Source organism: Rhodococcus sp. OK519 (genome assembly GCF_003051005.1).
Lineage (GTDB): Bacteria > Actinomycetota > Actinomycetes > Mycobacteriales > Mycobacteriaceae > Prescottella.
Genome location: NZ_QAOW01000008.1, coordinates 52,599 through 73,647, shown reverse-complemented (window position 1 = coordinate 73,647; position 21,049 = coordinate 52,599). Strand labels below are relative to the sequence as shown.

The 21,049-nt window shown below is 66.5% G+C and carries 19 protein-coding genes; 14 read left to right on the top strand and 5 right to left on the bottom strand.

Annotated features, from left to right (window positions below):
* Positions 1-1,125: an NAD(P)-dependent alcohol dehydrogenase gene (locus C8K36_RS19155; protein ID WP_107986123.1), complete on the bottom strand. Its 1,125-nt coding sequence runs from the start codon at positions 1,123-1,125 to the stop codon at positions 1-3.
* Positions 1,122-2,444, bottom strand: coding sequence for a TetR/AcrR family transcriptional regulator (locus C8K36_RS19150; protein WP_420910909.1), 1,323 nt, complete (start codon positions 2,442-2,444; stop codon positions 1,122-1,124). Before C8K36_RS19150 ends, C8K36_RS19155 begins: the two co-directional genes overlap by 4 nt.
* A gap of 324 nt (positions 2,445-2,768) precedes the next feature.
* Between C8K36_RS19150 and C8K36_RS19145 the strand changes: the two genes are divergently transcribed.
* The 13 genes from C8K36_RS19145 to C8K36_RS19085 all read left to right on the top strand — a co-directional run bounded on the left by C8K36_RS19145 (position 2,769) and on the right by C8K36_RS19085 (position 16,318).
* A complete protein-coding gene (locus tag C8K36_RS19145; RefSeq protein WP_107986122.1) occupies positions 2,769-3,752 on the top strand; it encodes an NAD(P)H-dependent flavin oxidoreductase in 984 nt (327 codons plus the stop codon).
* Positions 3,749-4,528, top strand: a complete 780-nt coding sequence (locus C8K36_RS19140) for an enoyl-CoA hydratase (RefSeq protein WP_107986121.1) — start codon at positions 3,749-3,751, stop codon at positions 4,526-4,528. Before C8K36_RS19145 ends, C8K36_RS19140 begins: the two co-directional genes overlap by 4 nt.
* Positions 4,529-4,793: 265 nt before the next feature.
* Positions 4,794-6,392, top strand: a complete 1,599-nt coding sequence (gene fadD5 / locus C8K36_RS19135; RefSeq protein WP_107986120.1) for a fatty-acid--CoA ligase FadD5 — start codon at positions 4,794-4,796, stop codon at positions 6,390-6,392.
* Positions 6,393-6,465: 73 nt separating this feature from the next.
* Positions 6,466-7,275 (top strand): MlaE family ABC transporter permease, encoded by an 810-nt coding sequence (locus tag C8K36_RS19130; RefSeq protein WP_107986119.1) that lies wholly within the window; start codon positions 6,466-6,468, stop codon positions 7,273-7,275.
* The gene (locus C8K36_RS19125) at positions 7,275-8,132 is read left to right on the top strand and encodes an MlaE family ABC transporter permease (RefSeq protein WP_107986118.1); all 858 of its coding nucleotides are present in this window, start codon (positions 7,275-7,277) and stop codon (positions 8,130-8,132) included. The genes C8K36_RS19130 and C8K36_RS19125 overlap by 1 nt, the downstream gene beginning before the upstream one ends.
* 1 nt (position 8,133) lies before the next feature.
* The gene (locus tag C8K36_RS19120) at positions 8,134-9,315 is read left to right on the top strand and encodes an MCE family protein (RefSeq protein WP_107986117.1); all 1,182 of its coding nucleotides are present in this window, start codon (positions 8,134-8,136) and stop codon (positions 9,313-9,315) included.
* The gene (locus tag C8K36_RS19115) at positions 9,312-10,358 is read left to right on the top strand and encodes an MCE family protein (RefSeq protein WP_107986116.1); all 1,047 of its coding nucleotides are present in this window, start codon (positions 9,312-9,314) and stop codon (positions 10,356-10,358) included. The genes C8K36_RS19120 and C8K36_RS19115 overlap by 4 nt, the downstream gene beginning before the upstream one ends.
* The gene (locus tag C8K36_RS19110) at positions 10,358-11,413 is read left to right on the top strand and encodes an MCE family protein (protein WP_107986290.1); all 1,056 of its coding nucleotides are present in this window, start codon (positions 10,358-10,360) and stop codon (positions 11,411-11,413) included. Before C8K36_RS19115 ends, C8K36_RS19110 begins: the two co-directional genes overlap by 1 nt.
* Positions 11,410-12,525, top strand: coding sequence for an MCE family protein (locus C8K36_RS19105; RefSeq protein WP_107986115.1), 1,116 nt, complete (start codon positions 11,410-11,412; stop codon positions 12,523-12,525). Before C8K36_RS19110 ends, C8K36_RS19105 begins: the two co-directional genes overlap by 4 nt.
* Positions 12,525-13,562, top strand: a complete 1,038-nt coding sequence (locus tag C8K36_RS19100; protein WP_107986114.1) for an MCE family protein — start codon at positions 12,525-12,527, stop codon at positions 13,560-13,562. Before C8K36_RS19105 ends, C8K36_RS19100 begins: the two co-directional genes overlap by 1 nt.
* Positions 13,559-14,779 carry an MlaD family protein gene (locus tag C8K36_RS19095; RefSeq protein ID WP_107986113.1) on the top strand — a complete coding sequence of 407 codons (1,221 nt, stop codon included), beginning with the start codon at positions 13,559-13,561 and terminating at the stop codon, positions 14,777-14,779. Before C8K36_RS19100 ends, C8K36_RS19095 begins: the two co-directional genes overlap by 4 nt.
* Positions 14,766-15,365, top strand: coding sequence for a mce associated protein mas1a (locus C8K36_RS19090; protein WP_107986112.1), 600 nt, complete (start codon positions 14,766-14,768; stop codon positions 15,363-15,365). The genes C8K36_RS19095 and C8K36_RS19090 overlap by 14 nt, the downstream gene beginning before the upstream one ends.
* A gap of 50 nt (positions 15,366-15,415) precedes the next feature.
* Positions 15,416-16,318 carry an oxygenase MpaB family protein gene (locus C8K36_RS19085; RefSeq protein WP_107986111.1) on the top strand — a complete coding sequence of 301 codons (903 nt, stop codon included), beginning with the start codon at positions 15,416-15,418 and terminating at the stop codon, positions 16,316-16,318.
* A 194-nt stretch (positions 16,319-16,512) separates the two neighbouring features.
* On the opposite strand, the gene C8K36_RS19080 is transcribed toward C8K36_RS19085, so the two are convergent.
* The 3 genes from C8K36_RS19080 to C8K36_RS19070 form a co-directional block, all read right to left on the bottom strand.
* The gene (locus C8K36_RS19080) at positions 16,513-17,226 is read right to left on the bottom strand and encodes a type 1 glutamine amidotransferase (RefSeq protein ID WP_107986110.1); all 714 of its coding nucleotides are present in this window, start codon (positions 17,224-17,226) and stop codon (positions 16,513-16,515) included.
* On the bottom strand, positions 17,219-18,475 hold the full coding sequence (locus tag C8K36_RS19075) for a Mur ligase family protein (RefSeq protein ID WP_107986109.1): 1,257 nt from the start codon (positions 18,473-18,475) through the stop codon (positions 17,219-17,221). The genes C8K36_RS19080 and C8K36_RS19075 overlap by 8 nt, the downstream gene beginning before the upstream one ends.
* 126 nt (positions 18,476-18,601) lie before the next feature.
* Positions 18,602-18,982, bottom strand: coding sequence for an SHOCT domain-containing protein (locus C8K36_RS19070; RefSeq protein WP_107986108.1), 381 nt, complete (start codon positions 18,980-18,982; stop codon positions 18,602-18,604).
* Between the two features lie 173 nt (positions 18,983-19,155).
* On the opposite strand from C8K36_RS19070, the gene C8K36_RS19065 reads away from it, so the two are divergent.
* Complete coding sequence (locus C8K36_RS19065; protein WP_107986107.1) at positions 19,156-21,048, top strand: alkyl/aryl-sulfatase; 1,893 nt, start codon at positions 19,156-19,158, stop codon at positions 21,046-21,048.
* Position 21,049: the final 1 nt, after the last annotated feature.

The window sequence follows — 21,049 nt, the reverse complement described above, 5'->3', positions numbered from 1 at the left end:
TCATCCTCCTGTGTCGTCGGTCGGGAATGTGAGTACCGCCTTGACCACCTCGCCGGACCGGGCCGCGGCGACGGCGTCGTCGATCCGGGCGATCGGGAACGTCTGCACGAGTCTCTCGAGGGGGAACCGACCCTGGCGCCAGAGATCGACCAGCGTCGGCAGGAACTTCAGCGGGTCCGCATCGCCCTCGATGACGCCGGTGAGGGTGCGCCCGTGCAACAGGTGCCCCTGGTCGACGGTGACCGGGTTGCGTCCGGGTCGCAGGCCGAGCGTTGCGCAGTTCCCGGGTGTCCGGAGTGACGACAGCGCTTGGCGCACCACCGCTTCTGTGCCCACCGACTCCACCGCGAAGTCGACTCCGCCGCTGGACTCGCGACGCACGGCCCGTCCCACGTCGTCGACGTCGGCGGGCGAGAGGGCGGTTGTCGCGCCGAGTTCGAGGGCGAGTGCCCGACGCGACTGGAGAGGATCGACGGCGACGACGGTCTCGCATCCGGCGATCCGTGCAGCCATGATTGCGGCCATGCCCACCGCGCCGAGGCCGAACACCGCGATCGTGGAGCCCGGTTCCGGGCGAAGAACGTTGAACACCGTTCCGGCGCCGGTTTGCAGCCCGCAGCCCAGGGGCCCGGCGAGTGCGACGGGGACATCACTGGGAAGTCGAATGGTGTTGCGTGCCGAGGCTATCGCGTACGAGCACATCGACGACTGACCGAACCAATTACCGTGCAATGCAGCCCCGTCCGCATCGGTCAATGTGGTGCTGCCGTCGGCTCGCGTGCCCCCGTAGTTGAAGGCCGCGGAATGCTCACAGTAGGCAGGCCGTCCGCGCGAACAGTTGCGGCAGTGCCGGCACGAATCGAACCCGAGGACGACGGGATCGCCCGGCGCAAGTCCGGTCACCCCTTCTCCGACGGCCGCGATCACCCCGGATCCCTCGTGCCCCAGCACTCCGGGCAGGGGGAACGGAACGCCGCCGGCCGCAGCGGTGAGGTCGGTGTGGCAGATACCCACTCCGTGGATACGTACGAGAACCTCGTCGGCGCGCACCTCGGGAATGCGAACGGATTCCAGCCGCAGCGGCTCGTCGTACGCGCGCAGCACGGCCGCGGTGGCGGTCTTCACGTGGCGCTCGATCGGCCGAAGAGGGTGGCGAGCATGAGGGCCTGGACCCGCGCTTCGTTGGCGGTGGTCGGTTCGAAGTGCATCACCCGGCCGACGTCGAGCACCAGGCTCAGTGCGGCATGGACCAGGAACCGGCATTCGGCCACGGACAGTTCTGTGCGGATCTCGCCGAGCAGTCGCGCCCACTCCTCGACGTTGAGGCGCTGGGTGTTTCGTAGCTTCGTGCGTTGCTCCGCCGGAAGGCTGCCGATCTCGGCGAAGTACACGCTCATGAGTTCCGACTGTGCGAACGACAGTCGCACGTACACCTCGACGAGCGACTCGAGGGCCTGCCGAGGCGTGGAGGAATCGCCCAGGGCTGTGCTGACGGCGACGGCCAGTCGGTCGGCTGCACGATGGAACGCGGCGGCCAGCAGATCCGACTTGCTCGTGAAGTGGCGGTAGACGCCGGAGGCGTTGATGCCGGCGCGCTGGCCGATCTCCTCGATGCTGACCTCGTGATACCCGCGGGCATGGAAGAGCAGGATCGCCTCGTGGAGAACGACCTCCCTCTTGTTGGACAACGGGATTCCGGAGTTTCGGGAGGGTCCGTCGCCGAGTTCGATGTCGGCGGGAAGTTCGATGTGAGCTACCGATCGACCGACGTCGAGCAGGAGGCGCTCGAGTCGTCGAACGGGCAACGCTGCACGATGGATCGTGATGCTTCCGACGGCGCCGAGGATCGCAACGCATATCTGCGTCGAGTCGCGATGGGAGATGTCGGGTCGGATCTCTTCGAGCGTTGCGCCGAAATGGCGGTTGACAGTGTCGATCGCGCCCAGGACGGCCGCACGGTCGCGGGGTTCGAGATAGCGGCTCTCCCACCGATAGAGTCCGGCGGTTCTCCGATTGGCGACCGTGGTCCGGATCGCTGCGAGGATCTGGCGGTCGAGGCGCTCCGCCGGGTCCGTGACGAGCGCGGCATCGTCTGTCGCGACGGCGCTGTCGAGTGCAGCGGCCAGATCCGACGCCGCCTGAGCGAAGAGCGCGTACTTGTTGGGGAAATGGCGGTACAGGGCGGGACCGGAAATGCCGACCGCCGAGGCGATCTCGTCGATGCTTACGCCGTGGTAGCCGCGTTCGCTGAACGCCTCCGCGGCCACTGCTGCGATCTGAGCCTTCCGGTTCTTGGGTCTGCGCCGAGGCTCGGACTCGGACATGCCCTTGGACACACCCTTGGAGATACCATTGGACACACCATTCGACACGCCATTCGACACGCCCTGCACGTCTTTGCGAACATGCCCGGTGCGGGTGCCGGTCTTGGTCCGTTCCGCCACCGAACCTCCTGACGCATAGGGGACTGGTGCCCGAAGCATAACCGACAGGTAAGTCGCGGTGGCCCCGATTTCACGCCCGTTCTCGTTCGTTCGACCGGACCAATTCGCCTGTGCGGGAGGGGTTGACAAACCGCACGATCGACATGAAAGTTAACGTCGATTCTTGCACCGCTCCGGCCCGGCGACGGCGACCGGATGCTTCACCGCTCGTGTCGGTCACCGCTGCGTTTCGTTTCCGATTTCTGTGCCTGCGCCTGTGCGTGTGCCTGTGCCTGTGCCTGTGTCCGATCCGCTGGTCCGATCCACTGGTCCGAGGAGGTCCGAGTGAGAACCCGCTTCACGGAGATGTTCGGAGTTCGCCACCCCATCGTCCAGGGGGGAATGATGTGGGTCGGTCGCGCCGAGCTCGTGGCGGCCGTCGCAGAGGCCGGTGCGCTCGGATTCTTGACGGCGCTCACTCAGCCGACACCGGGCGACCTGGCGAAGGAGATCGAGCGCACGCGCCGTCTCACCGACAAGCCGTTCGGTGTCAATCTCACGATTCTGCCGTCGATCTCGCCCCCGCCGTACGAGGAGTACCGCAAGGTGATCATCGATGCCGGGATCGGCATCGTCGAGACGGCAGGCGCCAACCCCGTCGATCATTTGCCGCACCTGAAGGATGCCGGAATCAAGGTCATCCACAAGTGCACCAGTGTTCGGCACGCAGTCAAGGCCGAGCAGGTGGGAGTGGACGCCGTGAGCATCGACGGATTCGAATGCGCCGGGCATCCCGGTGAGGATGACGTCCCCGGATTGGTACTCATCCCGGCTGCCGCCCGCCGGATCCGGATACCCGTCATCGCGTCGGGCGGCATCGCAGACGCCCGGGGTCTCGTCGCGGCACTCGCGCTCGGCGCAGACGGAGTGAACATGGGCACCCGCTTCATGTGCACGGTGGAATCTCCTGTGGCGCAGCGGGTCAAAGAACGGATCGTCGCCAGCAGTGAGCTCGATACCCGCCTGATCTTCCGAACGTTGCGGAACACGGTCCGGGTCGCCGCGAATGCGGTGAGCGACGAGGTGGTCGGAATCGAGGCGCATGGGTGCGAGTTCGACGACATCGCACACCTGGTGGCCGGCGCTCGGGGGCGTCGGGTGTTCGAGGAAGGCGACCTGGACGCCGGCATCTGGACGGCGGGACAGAGCCAGGGGCTGATCGACGACATTCCCACCTGCGACGAGCTTGTCCAGCGGATGATCGGGGAGGCCGAGACGATCATCCGGGGCCGACTCACAGACTCGATCGAGGAGGGGGTTCGGGTATGACCGCGACGACGGGCGACGGCTTGAGCCGGGAACTGCGGGATTCGGTTCTGGAGCTGACGATCTCGAGGCCCGAACGCATGAACGCCGTCGACATGTCGACGATGCGCGATCTCGGGGCGGCGATCCGTGCCGCGGGCAGCGACGCCAGTGTGCGGTCGATCCTGATCACCGGCATTGGCACCTCGTTCTGCACGGGTGCGGATTTGGCTGCTGCGGCGGTGAATCCGGCCGATCCCTCGGTGGTCATGGACGTTGCGAACGAGGTGATCCGTGCGATCGTCGAGGTTCCACTCCCGGTCGTGGCCGCGGTGAACGGACCGGCTGCCGGCGTGGGGGTGTCGATCGCGCTGGCCGCGGATCTGACGTACGCGGCGGAAAGTGCGTACTTTCTGCTCGCCTTCGTCAGTATCGGACTCATGCCCGACGGTGGTTCCAGCGTCCTGGTCTCGTCGTCGATCGGGCGGGCGAAGGCCGCAGAGTTGGCGCTGCTCGGCGAGCGGTTGCCTGCAGCCGAAGCGGACCGGTTGGGGCTGGTGTCGCGGACCCTGCCCGATGGCGATCTCCTCGACCACAGCAGGTCGGTGGCGTCGAGGCTCGCGGCGGGTCCCCGCCGCGCACTCGAACTGACCAAGCGCGCTCTCGCGGCCGGCACACTGGCGGCCCTCGACGACGCGCTCGAACGGGAAAGGGTGGGGCAGGCGGAATTGCTCGCGTCCGCAGACTTCGCCGAGGGCGCCATGGCGATGCTGCAGAAGCGACCGCCCCGATATCGTTGAAAGTGGAATCTGCATCTACTTCCGATGGTTTCAGTTCTCCGTCGAACGGGCAGCGGGTACGGATCAAGCTCCGAAAAGCACAGGAAATCGGCGCTGTGGGCGACGTCGACGTTCTGAGTGCGTTCGGTGCCACAGGTGCTGTTCGCTCGAGAATTCGGATTAACAAATCTCCGATGAAAACCGCTCATAACATGTAATCTGCCTCACATCGAACCACGGGTCCGCTCAGGTTGCGAGGACCCGCCACGCACGAGAGGAACCCTCGATGGTCACTTCCGCTGCTGTGCTCGCTGCCTCGATCGAGGCGCAGCGATCCCGCCGAACCAATTGGAACAACCAGGTCGCTCGGCATGCCCGGATGATTCCGGATCGCGCCGCGTTGAGATTCCAGGGCGCGTCGATTTCCTGGTCGACCCTCCACGGCCGGGTCGAGCGGCTCGCGGATGCATTGTCGCGCCGCGGCATCGGGTTCGGCGATCGGGTGCTGATCCTCATGCTGAACCGGCCCGAATACCTCGAGGCCGTCCTCGCGAGTAACGCGGTCGGTGCGATCGCGGTGCCCGTGAACTTCCGAATGACCGTGCCCGAGGTGGCATTCCTGGTGCGCGACAGTGGCGCAACGGTTGTCATCGCAGACACGACGCTGGCCCCGCTCGCCGCCGCGGTCCGCGCGGAGACGGGGGCGCTGGAAACGTCCGTCACGGTGGGCGCCGAGACCGCGGGCGACGTGCTCGGGTACGAGAACCTGATCGCCGAGGCCGGCACCGCCCGTGAGGCGTTGGATATTCCGGACGACACGCCCGCGCTCATCATGTACACCTCGGGCACCACGGGACGTCCGAAGGGTGCCGTGCTCACGCGCAGCAACATGGAGGCGCAGGCGCTCACGTGCATTCGTGCCTTCCAGCTGAACCGGTCCGACGACATCGGGTTCTGTGCCTCGCCGATGTTCCACATCGCAGCGTTGGGTTCCATGGCGCCCTCCTTGATGCTCGGGCTCACCACCGTGATCTACCCGGTCGGGGCGTTCGATCCGAACACACTCCTCGACGTGCTCGAGGACGAGCAGGTCACCACGCTGTTCCTGGTACCCGTGCAGTGGCAGGCCGTGTGCGCGGTGCAGCAGGCGCAGCCACGAAAGCTGAAGCTGCGCGGCATATCCTGGGGTGCAGCGCCCGCGTCGGACACGGTTCTGCGCGCCATGGCGGAGACCTTCCCCGAGGCGTCCAACGTCGCGGTGTTCGGGCAGACCGAGATGTCACCGATCACCTGTGTGCTCGACGGCGAGGATGCACTCCGCAAACTGGGATCGGTCGGTCGCGTGATCCCGACGGTGCAGGCGCGGGTCGTGGACGACGAGATGAACGATGTCGCACCCGGTGAGGTCGGAGAGATCGTCTACCGGGGGCCGACGATGATGCTCGAGTACTGGCAGAACCCCGCTGCCACCGCCGACGCCTTCCACGGTGGGTGGTTCCACTCGGGAGACCTGGTTCGGGTGGACGACGAGGGCTTCGTCTACGTGGTCGATCGCAAGAAGGACATGATCATCTCCGGCGGCGAGAACATCTACTGCGCCGAGGTGGAGAACGCCCTGTTCGCCCATCCGAAGATCCTGGAGGCTGCCGTGGTCGGGCGCCCCGATTCCAAGTGGGGCGAGATCCCGGTGGCCGTGATCGCGTTGCGACCCGACGTCGGCGAGGATCTGACCCTCGAGGAGTTGCAGCCGTTCCTCGACGAGCAACTCGCCCGCTACAAGCACCCGAAGGTCGTCGTGTGCGTGGAAGCGCTGCCGCGCAATGCAAGTGGAAAGGTCGTCAAGGGCGAACTACGGGGCGGAGAGTCGTCCGTAGCGCAGGGGTGAGCGTGCGGGCCTGACGGCGGACGCGGCGCGTCGTCGGGCGGGTGAGTGAGACGGAACTGGGGAGGGCCGGCGCATGACCTATGAGTTACCCACCGCCAAGGGGCCGGTGCAGGATGTCGCGCTCCAGGGCGGGTACCTCATCGGCTTCTCCGTGCAGGCGCTGGTGTCGCTGGTGCGTGCGGTGCTGCGCGGTCGTCTGTCCCTCGCCGAGACGGTGAACCAGACGTTGTTCATCGGCAGGGTCAGCACCGGACCCTCTCTGCTGCTCATGATTCCGATCGGGGTGTTCGTCGCGGTATCGGTTGGTGAACTGGCCGGTCGAATCGGTGCGGGTGGCTACTCGGGTGCGGTGGTGGCGTTCATCATCGTGGGCCAGGCGTCGGCCCTGGTCTGCGCGCTGATGATGGCCGGCGTCGCGGGTTCGGCGATCTGTACCGATCTGGGCTCGAGGAAGATCCGCGAAGAGATCGATGCGATGGAAGTCATGGGCATCGACGTCCTCGAGCGTCTCGTCGCACCTCGCCTGGTGGCTGCGGTGGTGGTATCCGTCGCGCTGTGTGCAATGGTCACTTTCGGTGGTGTGATGGCCTGCTACCTGTACCACATCTTCGTGCAGCACTTGCCCGCCGGAACGTTCATGGCGACGTTCAGTCAGTACGGACGGATGTCGGATTTCGTGATGGCACTCGTCAAGGCCGCGATCTTCGCGCTCACCTCGACGCTCGTCGCGACGTTCAAAGGGCTGCATGCAAAGGGCGGTCCCCGGGGTGTCGCCGATGCCGTCAACGAGGCTGTCGTGATGGCCTTCGCGCTCGTGTTCATCGTGAACACCGCACTGTCGGCGCTGTACACAGTGATCGTTCCGGCAGTGGGGGCCTACTGATGGTCGGATTCGACACCAGGGTGCGGTTGCGCCGCGCGGTGCGACCGGCGTCCGCCGTGTTCGGTGGTCTCGCCGACGTCGGTCGTCATGTCACGTTCTTCTGCCGGACGGTTGCTTCGCTCCCGTACGCCGCGACGCGGTACCGCAAACACGTCCTGGCGCAGATCAGCGAGGTCAGCTTCGGCACCAACTCGGTGCTCGCGGGTGGCGGCACTATCGGGATCGTGTTCGCGATGTCGCTCGCCGCTGCGATGATGCTCGGCGTGGAGACTCATCGTGGTCTCGAACTGGTCGGAATGACAACTCTTTCCGGAATGCTGTCTGCGATCGCGAACACCCGCGAGCTGGCGCCCGTGGTGGTGGCAATCGCCCTTGCAGCGAAGGTGGGTACGGGATTCACTGCGCAACTCGGCGCCATGCGAATTTCCGACGAGATCGATGCGCTCGATTCGATGGCCGTGCGGTCGATACCGTTCCTCGCCGGGACCAGGGTTCTGGCAGCGATGGTGTGTGTGCTGCCGATCTTCATGATCGGGTTGCTCGCCAGTTACCTGTCGACCCGGTTGGTGATCGTCGTCTGGGGCGGCGCATCGGCCGGGACGTACGACTACTTCTTCCATCTTGCGCTGTCACCGGTGGACCTTGTCTACGCGGCGATCAAGGCGATCGTGTTCGCGGGCGTCGTGGCGCTGGTGCACTGTTCGTACGGCTACTTCGCGTCAGGCGGCCCGGCGGGCGTCGGTCAGGCGGCAGGGCGGGCCCTGCGCACGGCGATTCTCGCGATCGGTGTACTCGACGTGCTCATGACGTTCGCCCTGTGGGGCCTGGTACCGACGATCCCCGGCATGGGGGTCTGACGTGGACGTGTACGCCCGGCGACGTGGCACATTCGCGCTACGCGGGGCGGCCGCTGTCCTGGTCGCGGTGGTCGCCGGGACGGCCATGGTGCTGCGGGGTACCGGTCAGCTGCAGCGTGATCCGGAGGTGGTGGTCGCGATTCCGGCTTCGGCGGGGCTCATCAGCGGTGAGGCGCCGGTCCGGTACAGCGGGGTGAACGTGGGGCGCATCTCCGGGATCGAGTCGGGGACCGAGTCGTCGATCGTTCGGCTGCAGATCGAGGCCGACTCGATCGATCTGATTCCCGCGGCCGTCGCAGCGCGCGTGGTGCCGCGAACCTTTTTCGGGGACATCTACATCCAGCTCGTGGATGATCCGACGCGGCGGTCGGATCAAAGCCTGGCCGACGGCGACGAACTGCACGCGGATACCGGGCCGGACGCGGTGGCCCTGTACGGGGTGTACACCCGTCTCGTCGACGTGTTGGATCGGATGCAACCACAGAAGATGCAGGTGGCCCTGTCCGCGCTGTCTCAGGCGCTCGACGGCAGGGGCGCGACGGTGGGCCGAGTCGTCGACCGACTCGACAGCGCATCACGGATACTGGCGCCGGCAGTGGAGACATTTCTCGAATCGACTCCGGCGTTCCTGACTGTGTTGCAGGCGTTGGACACCGCCGCACCGGACGTGCTCGCCACTCTCTCCTCCGCCGCGAGCGTGTCGCAGAGCATGGTGGACAACACCGATGCCCTGAACGAGACCTTCGCGGCCGCTGCGGGTTTAGCGCCCGTCGCCACGGGGTTCATCGGCGAGCAGCGTCAACGGGTGGTGACCGTGTTCGATGCCACCGGCACGATCCTGGCGACCACCGCGGCGAATCCCGCAGGACTCGTCGGCACCCTCGACCGTGCACGTACCTTCGGCGCCGCGGGCGGGCGGGTGTTTGCCACCGGACACTTCGACATCACCGCGGTTCCCACGTTTGCGGACCCTCTGCCCTACTCGGCAGCGGATTGTCCCAGCTATGGAACGCAGGTGGGCAATTGCGGACCGGTCACCGTCGACGGCGGCGCTGACGAACAGCAAGCACTGCAGGTTCTCGGGGACCGTCTCCTGGGTGACACGACGGCAGCCTCGCAGAATCCAGCGTCCACTTTCATGCTGGGGCCCCTCGTTCGGGGAACGGAGGTGCGAATCCGATGAAGGTGGGATGGGTCCCGATCGTGAAGGTGATCGGATTCTGTGCGGTGGGGTTGGTGTGTGGATCCCTGGTCGCGAACACGCTGTCGGTTCCCGTCCGTGGCGACACCGAAAGATACACAGTCGAATTCACCGACGTAGAAGGACTTCACGAGGGAAATCCGGTGACGATGTCGGGGGTCCGTGTGGGGCGCGTCGACTCCATCGGCTTCGCGGCCGCCGGCGGAGGAACCAGTAAGGCCGTCGTGGGGATCGAGGTGTCGGCGGACCACACCCTCGATCGCAACACCACTGCGGCTGTCCGCTACGGCGACATGCTCGGCGCCCGGTACGTGGCCCTGAGTCCGCCGGACGGCACCGCGGTGGAACCGGTGCTGCATTCCTCCTCCGAGGCTCTCGAGCCCGGCGGTGTGATCCCGATCGAACGCACCACCCCGCCCGTCGACCTCACCGCCTTGATGAACGGGTTCGCGCCGCTGTTCGACGCACTGGACCCGGCCGCGGTCAACACGCTGATGCGCGGGTTCGTCGAGACGTTCGACGGTCAGGGTGCGGCCATGTCGGCGTTGCTCGACAGGATCGCAACTCTCACGACCGATCTCGCTGATCGGCGCGGAGTGTTCGAACAGCTGGTCACCAATATGAACACGCTGATGAGATCGGTAGACCAGCGGCAACCGCAACTCGAGCAACTCGTCACCGGATTGCGCGACCTGAGCACGTCGGTGGTCGGGAGCAACGACAGTCTGGCCACACTGCTCGACGACGGCAACAGCGCCGTCGCATCGCTCGCCGAAGCGTTGTCCCGGTCGGACGGCGCGTTCGGTACATCGATCACGAATCTGAAGTCGGTGACCGATGCGTGGATCGCCGACACCACAGCCTTCGAGCAGTTCGTCGCGAAGATGCCCCAGTTCGCGGACGGCGTCAACCGCATCAGCGACTACGGCGGATTCGTGAGCCTCTACCTGTGCAATCTCGTTCTGAAGGCCGGCGACCTCGAGGCGAACATCTTCGGCAACTCACACTCGGAGGTGTGCCGATGATGTTTCTGGTCAAAGTGATCGACGTTCTTGTCGGATCTTGGCTCTTCGTGTTCCGTGGTGAGCGGCGCCCCGGATCCGGCACTCCACTCGCACTCGGAACGATCGGCATCGTGCTGTTGGTCGCGGGCCTCGCGGCGGCCATCGGCGTCCCGAAGCTGTGGTACCTGTCGCGGACCAGTCCGTACTCCGCGGAACTCGCGAATGCGAGTGGCCTGTCGGACGGCGACCCCGTCTACGTCGCGGGTGTCCCGGCCGGACGCGTCGAGGGGGTCGATCTCGCGGGCGATCGTGTGCGCGTCGATTTCCGGCTGGACAACGGTCAGCCGCTCGGCGACCGGACAACCGCCACCGTCCGACTCGAGACGGTGCTCGGCAAGCGCTACCTCGAAGTGGTACCCGCCGGCGTGACGGTCGACGAGCCTGCCGCGAACGTCATTCCGCTCGCCCGGACCACGGTCCCCTACAGCCTCGACGACGTCAGCCGGGACGCGACCGATGCGGCCACACAGATCGATGCGGAGTCGTTGGAAGCCATGATGACGACGATGTCGGAGGTGATGCCGGACGATCCCGAACAGGTCAGCCGGGCCCTCGCGGGCGTCAGCGGTGCCTCGGCCGTCGTCTCCCAGAACGCCGAGCAGATCGACCAGCTTCTGGCGATGTCACGTTCTCTGTCGGACCTCGCTGCCCGGCAGAGTGATTCGCTGACACTGACGGTCGCGAATGCGCAGACGATCGTCCGGACCCTGGCGGTGCGCAGAGAGGTTCTCACCAAGCTCGTCGAGAACCTGCGCTCGGTGCTGTCGACACTCGCGACGACCTACACCGAACACGAGGAGGAGTTCGGGCAGATGACGACGAACTTGGTTCAGGTCACCGATACCCTGCAGCGCAACGCCGACCACGTCGGACAGATGCTCGAGCGACTGCCGCGAGCCCTCCGGGCTGCCACCGACGCGACGGGCAATGGGTCGTGGACCGATGTGACCGCGCCGGCCGCTGTCGTCCCCGACAATCTGCTGTGCGCGCTCGGTGTGATGCAGGACTGCCGATGACCGCCCCGGCACCGTCCCGCCGACGCAGCCGGATCGCCATGGTGCTGATTCTGGTGGCGGCCGTCGCGGCGGGATCCTGGTACGTCTTCGCGCGAACCGACCGCACGACGACCGTCCACGTCGACTTCGCCTACGTCAACGGCCTGTACCCGGGGAGCAAGGTGACGGTGCTCGGCGTTCCGGTCGGCACCGTCGAGGGCGTGGAGCCGATGGGCACTTATGTGCGAGTGACCGCGTCGGTGCCCGCAACGGTCGATCTTCCGGCGGATGTGCATGCGTACGTGCTCAATCCGTCGGTGATCAGCGATCGCCATCTCGAGTTCGGGCCGGCCTACCAGGGCGGGCCGAAGCTCGAGGACGGTGCCGAGATTCCACTCGAGCGCAGTCACGCGCCCATCGACTTCGACGGGCTGATGGGAAGCCTGAGCACGCTCACCCAGGCCCTGGGGCCCGAGGGCGGCAATGCCGGCGAGCTGTTGTCGCAGGCTGCAGCGGGCATGGAGGGACGAGGAGACGAGTTCAACCGCGCGGTTCGGGATCTCGGTGCGGCCACGGGAGTGGTCGGTGCCCGGACCGACGACATCGGTGCGGTAGTCGGGAACCTCGACACCCTCATGGCGCAACTCGACGAGCGTCAGGTGAGCCTCGACGGGCTGGTATCCGACCTCGCGGCTCTCGGCGACGAATGGGCTGCACAGGATCTCGACTTGTCCGAGCCTCTGCAGGATCTGGCGACAGTGTTCGACCAGATCGACCGCTTCACCGCCGAACACGGTGACGACGTCGGAGCAATTGCGCAGAACGTGACCGTGCTCGGGGACACTCTCACCGCGAACCGCGTGGGTCTGGCCGAGTTCATGGACCTCGTGCCGCTGCTGATGCAGAACCTGTCGAAGACCGTCGGACCAGATGACCGCGGCCGGATCCGGCTCAACATCTCGACCGCACTGACGCAGTTCACCGTTGCGCAGCCGCTGTGTGCTCGGTACCCGATGCCGCTGTGCACCGGCGCCGGATTCACCAACCCGATCTCCTTCCCGATCAGTGCGTCCGACCCGCTCGGTCTGGGGACGCTGCTGTCGGGCGGGATGGCACCGGCGGGGGCGAACTGATGCGCCGCACGACAACGTTTGCAGGGACGCTGGCCGGGATGATGCTGATGACGGGGTGCGGCGCGGGTATCCAGGATCTGCCGTTGGGCCGATCGGTGCCGGGGCAGAACTACACGGTGCATGTCCAACTCGCCCACGCGGACGGGCTGCTGATGGGTGCGGACGTCCGCAACGGTCAGCGCGTGATCGGGCGGGTGTCCGGCTTGTCGACCGATACGGTCGGGGCCGTCGTCGACCTGAGCCTGTCGTCGTCGGTTGCGTTGCCGGGAAACGTGGAGGTGGCCGTGGAGCTGCCGTCCGCCCTGGGCAGCCCGTTCATCCGCCTGCGCTCGCCGGCACAACCCTCGTCCGGGGCGCTCGCCGCCGGCGACGTGATCGTAGAGTCGCGCACCGAGATCGGGCCGCAGATAGAAAGTGTGCTGGCGGTGCTGGGCACGATCCTCACCGGAAGCGGTTTCGACCAGTTGCAGACTGTGCTCGACGAACTGAACGTCGCGTTCGGCGGCCGTCCCCAGCAGGTGCGCGGCCTGCTCGACACCGTCACCACTCTCACCGGGACGGCGATGCGGCATCAGCAGGATTTCGATGCCGCGATGCAGCTCGCGGCCGACATCTCGAGCCGGTTCGCATCGCAGCAGGAGACGATCGACGAGTTCCTCGACGTCGCGCCAGAGGTGACGAAGGTGCTGGCCGGACAGCGTGAACGGATTGTGACGCTGCTGGATTCGAGTGCGCAGCTCGCCGGGCACGTCGACTTCGTGCTGGCGCAGTCGCCGACGGGTCTCGACTCGGTGCTCGGCGACGCGGCGACGGTCTTGTCGGCGCTGCGCTCGGTCAACTCGAACATGGGCGAGACCCTCACCAGCATGAACGGTTTCCTCGACAACTTCGATCGCGCCGCCAAGGGCGGCTACCTCGTGTTCGACGGCACTCTCGACATTCCGGGGAGCATCGAGACCCTGTTGACCGGTGGGACGGAGCCGTTGCCGGCCGGGACGGGCTCGCTGCAGTCCCTGCTGTCGGGAGGTATCCGATGAGGCGCGTCGTCCTGGTCCAACTGATCCTCTTCGCGATCACTGCGGCCGTGGTCGTGCCGTTCGGCATCGCGTACGTGGGGGGTTCGCGGGCGTTCGGTGATCCGACCCGGGTGCACGCGAACATGTCCGACGCGCTCGGACTCACGGCGGGCACCAGCGTCACGTACCGCGGGGTGCAGGTCGGCAAGGTGGCGTCGGTCGCTCTCGCCCCCGAGCGGGGCGGTGCCCGAATCGAATTCGACCTCGATCCCGGCATCCGGATCCCGCAGGACAGCGTCGCCAAGGTCGGCATGGGCACCGTCGCCGGCATCCAGAACGTGGACATCTTCCCGAACACAGACTCCGGGCCCTACCTCGAGGACGGCGACACCCTCGCCGCCCCGCAGGACCTGCAGCCGGTTCAGATGGACCGGTTGATGGGGGACGCCGCGAAACTCCTCGACGGCATCGACCCCGAGGATGTCGGCACGCTCGGCACCGAACTGGGCGCGTCCCTCGAGGGTCTGGGCCCCACACTGTCGGGCATGATCGAGGACGGCGACCGAATCGCCGCAATGCTCGACGGGCAGGCGCCGCAGTTGCAGTCGCTGCTCGTGCGCAGCGCGAGCCTGCTGGGCACGATGTCCGGCACTTCGGACGCGTTCGTCGGCGGGATGAGCGCCGCCCGCACGTTCACCGAGCAGTTGGACGCCAATCGTCCCGTCCTGGTGTACCTCGTGAACCAGTCGCCCGAGGCACTGACCCGGACTCGGGACCTGTTCGACCGGTACCACGACACCTTCGGTGCGCTGCTCGCCAACCTCGCCGCAGTCACACCGGTCATTTCGGACCGACGTAACGCTCTGGCCGCCGGACTCGACGAGATCCCCGAGGGGCTCGGCAAACTCGAGTCGATCGTCGAGGGGGATCGGGCGGAATTCGCGCTCGTGGGGACACAGGGGCCCGTGTGCAATTACGACACGACCAGACGTGCAGTAGGTGACCTCACTCCCGCCGAGCCGAACCTCACGCTGTACTGCCCGCCCGGAGAGAACCTAGCGCAGCGCGGATCGAGAACGGCGCCGCGCCCAGACGATCTCGGGCTGCAGAACGCGACCACACCGGGGACGGCAATCGGTCCGCCGATGGTGCAGGACCCGATCCTCGTCCCCACCGGGGCCGAGGCGCTCGACCAATGGAACCAACTGCTGGAGGAGCTCGGAAATGGCGAACGATAAGCCGGACAACGTCGACACCACCACTGCCGCCGCACCGGTGGCCACGCTGTCGGATCCCGTCGCCGAAGCGTCCGTGCCTGCGCTACCTGTGGACCGACCGACCTCGCAGGGGGCACGCAGCTTCGGCGTCGTTCCCGTCGTAATCCTCGCGGTGCTCGCCCTCGTCCTCGGGGCGCTCGCGGGCTGGCAGTGGTGGGAACAGCGGCAGCTCGACTCGTTGCGCGCCGACGCCGTCGAGACCACCCGGGACTACGCGCAGACGGTGGCGTCGTTCGACTACCAGAACCTGGACGCCAACCGCGACAAGATCGCTGGGATGTCCACGCCGGAGTTCGCCGGACAGTACAACAAGATGGTCGACGCGCTGCGGAGCCTCGTCACGGACGGGCAGGGGCAGGCGACAGCCACAGTCGCGAACATCGGTGTCCAGAGCGTCGACGACTCCAGCGCCGTCGTGCTGGCCTTCGTCGATCAGGAGGCGAAGAATGTGATTGCGCCCGAGGGCAAGTCACAGAAGTACCGGATGGTCGTGACGCTCGATCGCGACGGCGACCGCTGGATCGTCGGCAACGTCGAGACCAAGTAGCTGGGCGAGGTTGCCCGAAACGTCGCAGCCGCGGACAACGGAGGGGATCCATGCCGACCCACTACCTCGATCTCGCGGGAGCCGAGCCGCGATTGACCAACGATCGCACACGGATCCGCATCGCGACACCGGCGCGCCGGCGCGGACGCACTGCCCGGATCTCCGACGCGCTCGACTTCTGGTCGTTCGCCGGTGGAGCGGCGAATGTGGTGATGCAGCTGTCGTGGCCCGAGGTGGGGCATGGGGTGGCGGAGAGCAAGGTCGAGTCCGGCAGTCTCGCCAAGCATCCGTGGAAGCGCGCCCGGACCACCTTCACGTACCTCAGCGTGGCGATCCTCGGCACCGACGACGAGCGCCGTGCCTACCGGGAGGCCGTCAACGGCGCGCACCGGTACGTGCGGTCCGACGAGAACAGTCCGGTGTCCTACAACGCCTTCGACCGCGAGCTCCAGTTGTGGGTGGCAGCGTGCCTGTTCATCGGTTTCGAGGACACCCACCAACTGCTACACGGGAAGATGACTCCTGCGCAGGCTGAGGAGTTCTTTCGATCGTCGTCGACGCTCGGCACCACGCTTCAGGTCACCGAGGACATGTGGCCGGCCACGCGGGCGGATTTCGACCGGTACTGGAACATCGCCTGCGAGCGGGTCGCCGTAGACGACACTGTTCGGGACTATCTCACCGATCTGATCGAATTGCGGATGCTGTCGTGGCCGATGCGACTGGTCTTCGGGAATCTATTGAAGTTCCTCACCGCCGGCTTCCTGTCGCCGCTGTTCCGTGAGCAACTCGGCATGGAATGGGACGAGGATGACCGCCGCCGATTCGAGCACCTGTTCATTTTCGTCGCATTCGTCAACCGCTTCGTTCCGCGATTCCTACGGCATCTTCCGAGTCGGGTGTTGATGGGGGACCTGCAGCGCCGGATCCGGTCCGGCAAGCGCCTCGTGTAACGCTTCGGGCGCGTTTTTCGGATTGGGGTCACAAGTCGGAAAACCCCAGTTCGAGTCGTTGCGCGACCCGCTCACGGGTGTACTGTCAGTAGTGCGGATCGAGTGAGTAATCGGCAACGGTGAAAGTTTCGTGAAACAGAGATGCGGCCGAGGATGTGAATGCATTCCCGGCCACACCCCTGTTCGGGGTCGTTTCAGCGCACCCGGAGCCGCTCCCGACGCAACTGCTCCACCTCGGGCAGATCCAGCGGTGCAAGTTCGTCCACACCGAGGGCTCGCTTCAGCAGCAGGTCGGCCAGATCCGGGTTCCGCGCGAGCACGGGTCCGTGCATGTAGGTGCCGATGACCGAGCCCTGTGTGACGCCCTCGAAGCCGTCGCCCACCCCGTTGCCGACACCGTGGGTGACGCGGCCGACCGGTTCGGCGTCGGGTCCGATAGTCGTTCCGCCGCGGTGATTCTCGAAGCCCGACAGTGGGGTGGTCAGGCCGCCGATCAGGGGGGCGGTGACGACCTCGCCGATCGAGCGCGTCGCCTGCGGGGACGTGGTGGCGTCGAGCATCGACACGCCGTCGACCCGCTCACCGGACGATGTCTCGTACCAGTGGCCGAGCACCTGGATGGCCGCGCAGATCGCGAGGACGGGCGTGCCCCGCTCGGCGGCCTTCTGCAGACCCGGGTACTTCTGGAGATGCCGGGTGGCGAGGCGTTGCGCGGAGTCCTCCGCGCCGCCGAGCGTGTACAGGTCCAACGACTCGGGGACCGGGTCGCTGAGCGTGATGTCGACGATCTCGGCGTCGTACCCGCGCATACGCAGGCGTTGCCGCAGGATCAGCGCGTTGCCGCCGTCACCGTAGGTGCCCATGACGTCGGGCAGGACCAGGCCGATGCGGATCGTGGACTCAGACATCGCGGCTGTTCTCCTTCGCGATCGCGGTGTTGAGGTCACGGAACGCCGTGTAGTTGGCCAGCACCTCGACCCGTCCGGGCGGGCACGACGCGATGGCCTTCAGTGGATCCTTCTCGAGGGTGTGCTCGACGCCGGCGTAGGTCAGTCGAACCGCGAGGTCGGTGCCGCGCTCACCGGCGGCCACGACCTTGACGCCCTCGAAGTGCTCGAAGCGCACGTCCCACAGCCACGACAGGTCTTCGCCGTCCGGCACCTGGCCGTTGACGGCGATGACGAGTCCGTCGACGCTGTGATCGATCATCGACAGCGCCTCCTGCCAGCCGGCCGGATTCTTCGCCAGCAGCATGTGCACGGAGTGCGCACCCACCTGGACCGTGCTGTACCGGCCCGCGACCTCCTCGACGATCGACGAGGCCGCGACCGCGTCCTCCGCCTTCGCGCCCATCGCGACGGCCGCCGCCACCGCCTGCGCCGCATTACCGCGATTCGCCTTGCCGGGCAGCGTCAGCTTCATCGGGAGCACGAGCCCGTTCGGGCCGTACAGATTGTCGTCGTCCAGCCACCAGTCGGGCGTGGGACGAGCGAAGTCGGATCCGGTGCTGCGCCAGTTCGGCCCGTCCCACACGATCGGCTCGCCCGTGCGCGGGCAGCTGACCGAGTCGTTGGCCCAGCCGCCGCCAGCGGCGACCCACACCACGTTCTTGCAGTCGTAGGCGACGGACGTGACGAGCACGTCGTCGCAGTTCGCGACCACGAGTGCGTCGGGATGCCGCTCGAGACCGGCGCGCAGCGCGCGCTCGATCATGTTGATCTCGCCGACCCGGTCCAGCTGGTCCCGGCTGAGGTTGAGCAGGACGACGACCTCGGGGTTCACGGCATCGCACACGTGCGGGACGTGCAGTTCGTCCACTTCGAGCGCGGCCAGCGGGGCGTTCACGCGGGCCGTGAGGGCGGCGACGATGCCGGCGTCCATGTTGGCGCCGTCGGCCTGCGTCGCGACCTCGTCGAGCGTCGCGAGGGCCGCGGCGGTCATCCGGGTGGTGGTGGACTTGCCGTTGGTGCCGGTGATGACGACGCTGCGCCGTCCCCGCCCCAACTGCTGCATGAGCGTCGGATCGATCTTCAGCGCGATGAGGCCACCGATCATCGATCCCTTGCCGCGTCCGGCCTTCTGCGAAGCCCAAGCCGCGGTGGCGGCGGCGCGCATCGCGAGGCGTCCACGCAGGCTGATCTGAGTGCTGGTTCCCACGTGACGAGTTTTCCACAGGTCCGTGGAGGCCGTCGTCCGGCGCTGCGTTGCCGCTTCGGAAACGGCGATGCCGCGCCCCCGATCGGGAGCGCGGCATCGCGAAAAGCTGAGCGGCGAGTGCCTGGGTCAGTGAGCCAGGGCCTTTGCCTTGAGGGAGTCGAACTCATCCTGCGTGATCGTGCCCGAATCGAGGAGTGCCTTCGCATCCGCGATCTGCTCGGGGCCGGACTTGCCGGCGACCTGACGGATGTAGGCGTCCTGTGCGCTCTGCATCTGGTGAGCAGCGCGCACCGAGCGCTTCGTCATGTCGTCACCCTTGACGATGAGGTAGATCAGCGCCGTGATGAACGGGAAGATGATCAGGAAGACCACCCAGATCGCCTTGACCCAGCCGGAGCTCTTGTGGTCCCGGAACAGGTCCGTGATGATCGAGAACAACAGCATCAGGTACGCGACGAACGCGAAGCTGACGAGAATCACCCAGAGAAAATCCCAGAAAGAGTCCATCTGTAGAGCTCCATTCACGTGTCTGTCGAAAGTGCTCCTGACTGTGACACATCGGCCGCCACAATTGGGTCATTCGCCACGGGTGAAACGCAAGTCACTACGAACATGCGACAAAAGGGCGATGATTGTTCGGAAATCCCGGCAGGCGAACATCCGACTTGGGGGCTTCCGACATGACCGTTCCGGCAGATTCGACGCACGAGATTGCAGCGGCCAACGCACGATTCGCAGCCACGATGCCCGGCACCGACACCGACGAGGTGGACCGCGGATTCATCGCAGCCCTCCAACCCGGAATCGTGCGGGCTGACGACGGAACCGTCGTCTGGGACAACGACTCCTACTCGTTCCTCGACGACGACTGCCCGCCCACGGTCAACCCGAGCCTGTGGCGGCAGAGCCGACTTGCTGCGCGGCAGGGCCTGTTCGAGGTGTGTGAGGGCATCTACCAGGTGCGCGGTCTCGACCTGTCGAACATGACGGTGGTCGAGAGTGATTCCGGTGTGATCGTCATCGACCCCCTCATTTCGGTGGAGACGGCGGCTGCCGCGCTGGCCCTCTATCGGGCGCATCGTGGCGACCGGCGCGTCGTTGCCGTCATCTACACCCACTCGCACGTCGATCACTTCGGCGGCGTCAAGGGTGTCACCACGCTCGACGACGTCGAGGCCGGACGGTGCCAGGTGTTGGCGCCCGAAGGGATGGTCGAGCACGCGGTTGCCGAGAACGTCTATGCCGGTACGGCAATGGCCCGCCGTGCTGCCTACATGTACGGCGCGGCGCTCCCGCGCGGTCCTCGCGGCTCGGTCGGTGCCGGGCTGGGGCAGACGACCTCGGTGGGTACGACCACGCTCATCAACCCGACCCTGCTGATCGCCGAGTCGGGGCAGACCGAGACCCTCGACGGTGTGTTGATCGAGTTCCAGTTGACGCCGGGCACCGAGGCTCCCGCCGAGATGAACTTCTACTTCCCGCAGCGGCGCGCGCTGTGCATGGCGGAGAACGCCACTCACACACTGCACAATCTCCTCACCCTGCGCGGTGCGCTGGTGCGGGATCCGCATGTGTGGGCCAAGTACCTCACCGAGGCGATCAACCGGTTCGCCGCGGACTCCGACGTCTTGTTCGCGTCGCACCACTGGCCCACCTGGGGCACCGAAGCGCTCACCGAGTTCCTCTCGCAACAGCGGGACCTCTACGCATACCTGCACGATCAGACGCTGCGCCGGCTCAACCAGGGGCTCACCGGCGCCGAGATCGCCGAGGACCTGAAACTGCCGCCGGCACTCGAGGACGTGTGGCACACCCACGGCTACTACGGATCGGTGAGCCACAACGTCAAGGCCATCTACCAGCGCTACATGGGATGGTTCGACGGCAACCCGGCACACCTGTGGGAGCACCCGCCGGTGGAAGCGGCGAAGCGGCACGTCGAGTTCATGGGTGGTGCCGACGAGGTGCTGCGCAAGGCGCGGGAATCGTTTGCGGCCGGGGACTTCCGATGGGTCGCACAAGTGGTGAACTACGTGGTCTTCGCCGAGCCCGACAACACCGAGGCCAAGGAGTTGCAGGCCGCGACGCTCGAGCAGATGGGATACGGCTCCGAGAACGGCACATGGCGCAATTTCTTCCTCACCGGCGCAATGGAACTGCGGGGGAAGTCGGTCGGCACCCCCACCCAGACCAACGCGCCCGACCTCGCGGCCACCCTGTCCGTCGAGCAACTGTTCGACGCGGTCTCGCTGAACGTGGACGGGCCCAAGGCCTGGAATGCACGCATGGTCGTCGACTGGCACGTCACCGACGACTCTCTGGTGCATCGGATGGAACTGCGCAACGGCGTGTTGCTGCACTGGGATCTCGACGGCACCCGCCCCGTCGCCGAACCCGACGCGAAGTTCACCCTCACCCGTCCTCTACTGCTCGGCGTCCTCACCGGCGGCCTCGATCTGCCCGAGGCGATCGCGGACGGCCGCGTCAAGGCCGCGGGGGACGTCCGGAGGCTCGCCGAGTTCGCCGGCTACATCGACCGTCCCGACCCCGACTTCGCGATCGTCACGCCGTAGG

Excerpts from the sequence above, each read along its gene's own strand:
- C8K36_RS19125 (WP_107986118.1), top strand. The coding sequence starts at position 7,275 with ATGGTCGGATTCGACACCAGGGTGCGGTTGCGCCGCGCGGTGCGACCG.
- C8K36_RS19105 (WP_107986115.1), top strand. The coding sequence starts at position 11,410 with ATGACCGCCCCGGCACCGTCCCGCCGACGCAGCCGGATCGCCATGGTG.
- C8K36_RS19065 (WP_107986107.1), top strand. The coding sequence starts at position 19,156 with ATGACCGTTCCGGCAGATTCGACGCACGAGATTGCAGCGGCCAACGCA.
- C8K36_RS19140 (WP_107986121.1), top strand. The coding sequence starts at position 3,749 with ATGACCGCGACGACGGGCGACGGCTTGAGCCGGGAACTGCGGGATTCG.
- C8K36_RS19080 (WP_107986110.1), bottom strand. The coding sequence starts at position 17,226 with ATGTCTGAGTCCACGATCCGCATCGGCCTGGTCCTGCCCGACGTCATG.
- C8K36_RS19090 (WP_107986112.1), top strand. The coding sequence starts at position 14,766 with ATGGCGAACGATAAGCCGGACAACGTCGACACCACCACTGCCGCCGCA.
- fadD5 (WP_107986120.1), top strand. The coding sequence starts at position 4,794 with ATGGTCACTTCCGCTGCTGTGCTCGCTGCCTCGATCGAGGCGCAGCGA.
- C8K36_RS19085 (WP_107986111.1), top strand. The coding sequence starts at position 15,416 with ATGCCGACCCACTACCTCGATCTCGCGGGAGCCGAGCCGCGATTGACC.
- C8K36_RS19110 (WP_107986290.1), top strand. The coding sequence starts at position 10,358 with ATGTTTCTGGTCAAAGTGATCGACGTTCTTGTCGGATCTTGGCTCTTC.
- C8K36_RS19095 (WP_107986113.1), top strand. The coding sequence starts at position 13,559 with ATGAGGCGCGTCGTCCTGGTCCAACTGATCCTCTTCGCGATCACTGCG.
- C8K36_RS19130 (WP_107986119.1), top strand. The coding sequence starts at position 6,466 with ATGACCTATGAGTTACCCACCGCCAAGGGGCCGGTGCAGGATGTCGCG.
- C8K36_RS19070 (WP_107986108.1), bottom strand. The coding sequence starts at position 18,982 with ATGGACTCTTTCTGGGATTTTCTCTGGGTGATTCTCGTCAGCTTCGCG.
- C8K36_RS19115 (WP_107986116.1), top strand. The coding sequence starts at position 9,312 with ATGAAGGTGGGATGGGTCCCGATCGTGAAGGTGATCGGATTCTGTGCG.
- C8K36_RS19100 (WP_107986114.1), top strand. The coding sequence starts at position 12,525 with ATGCGCCGCACGACAACGTTTGCAGGGACGCTGGCCGGGATGATGCTG.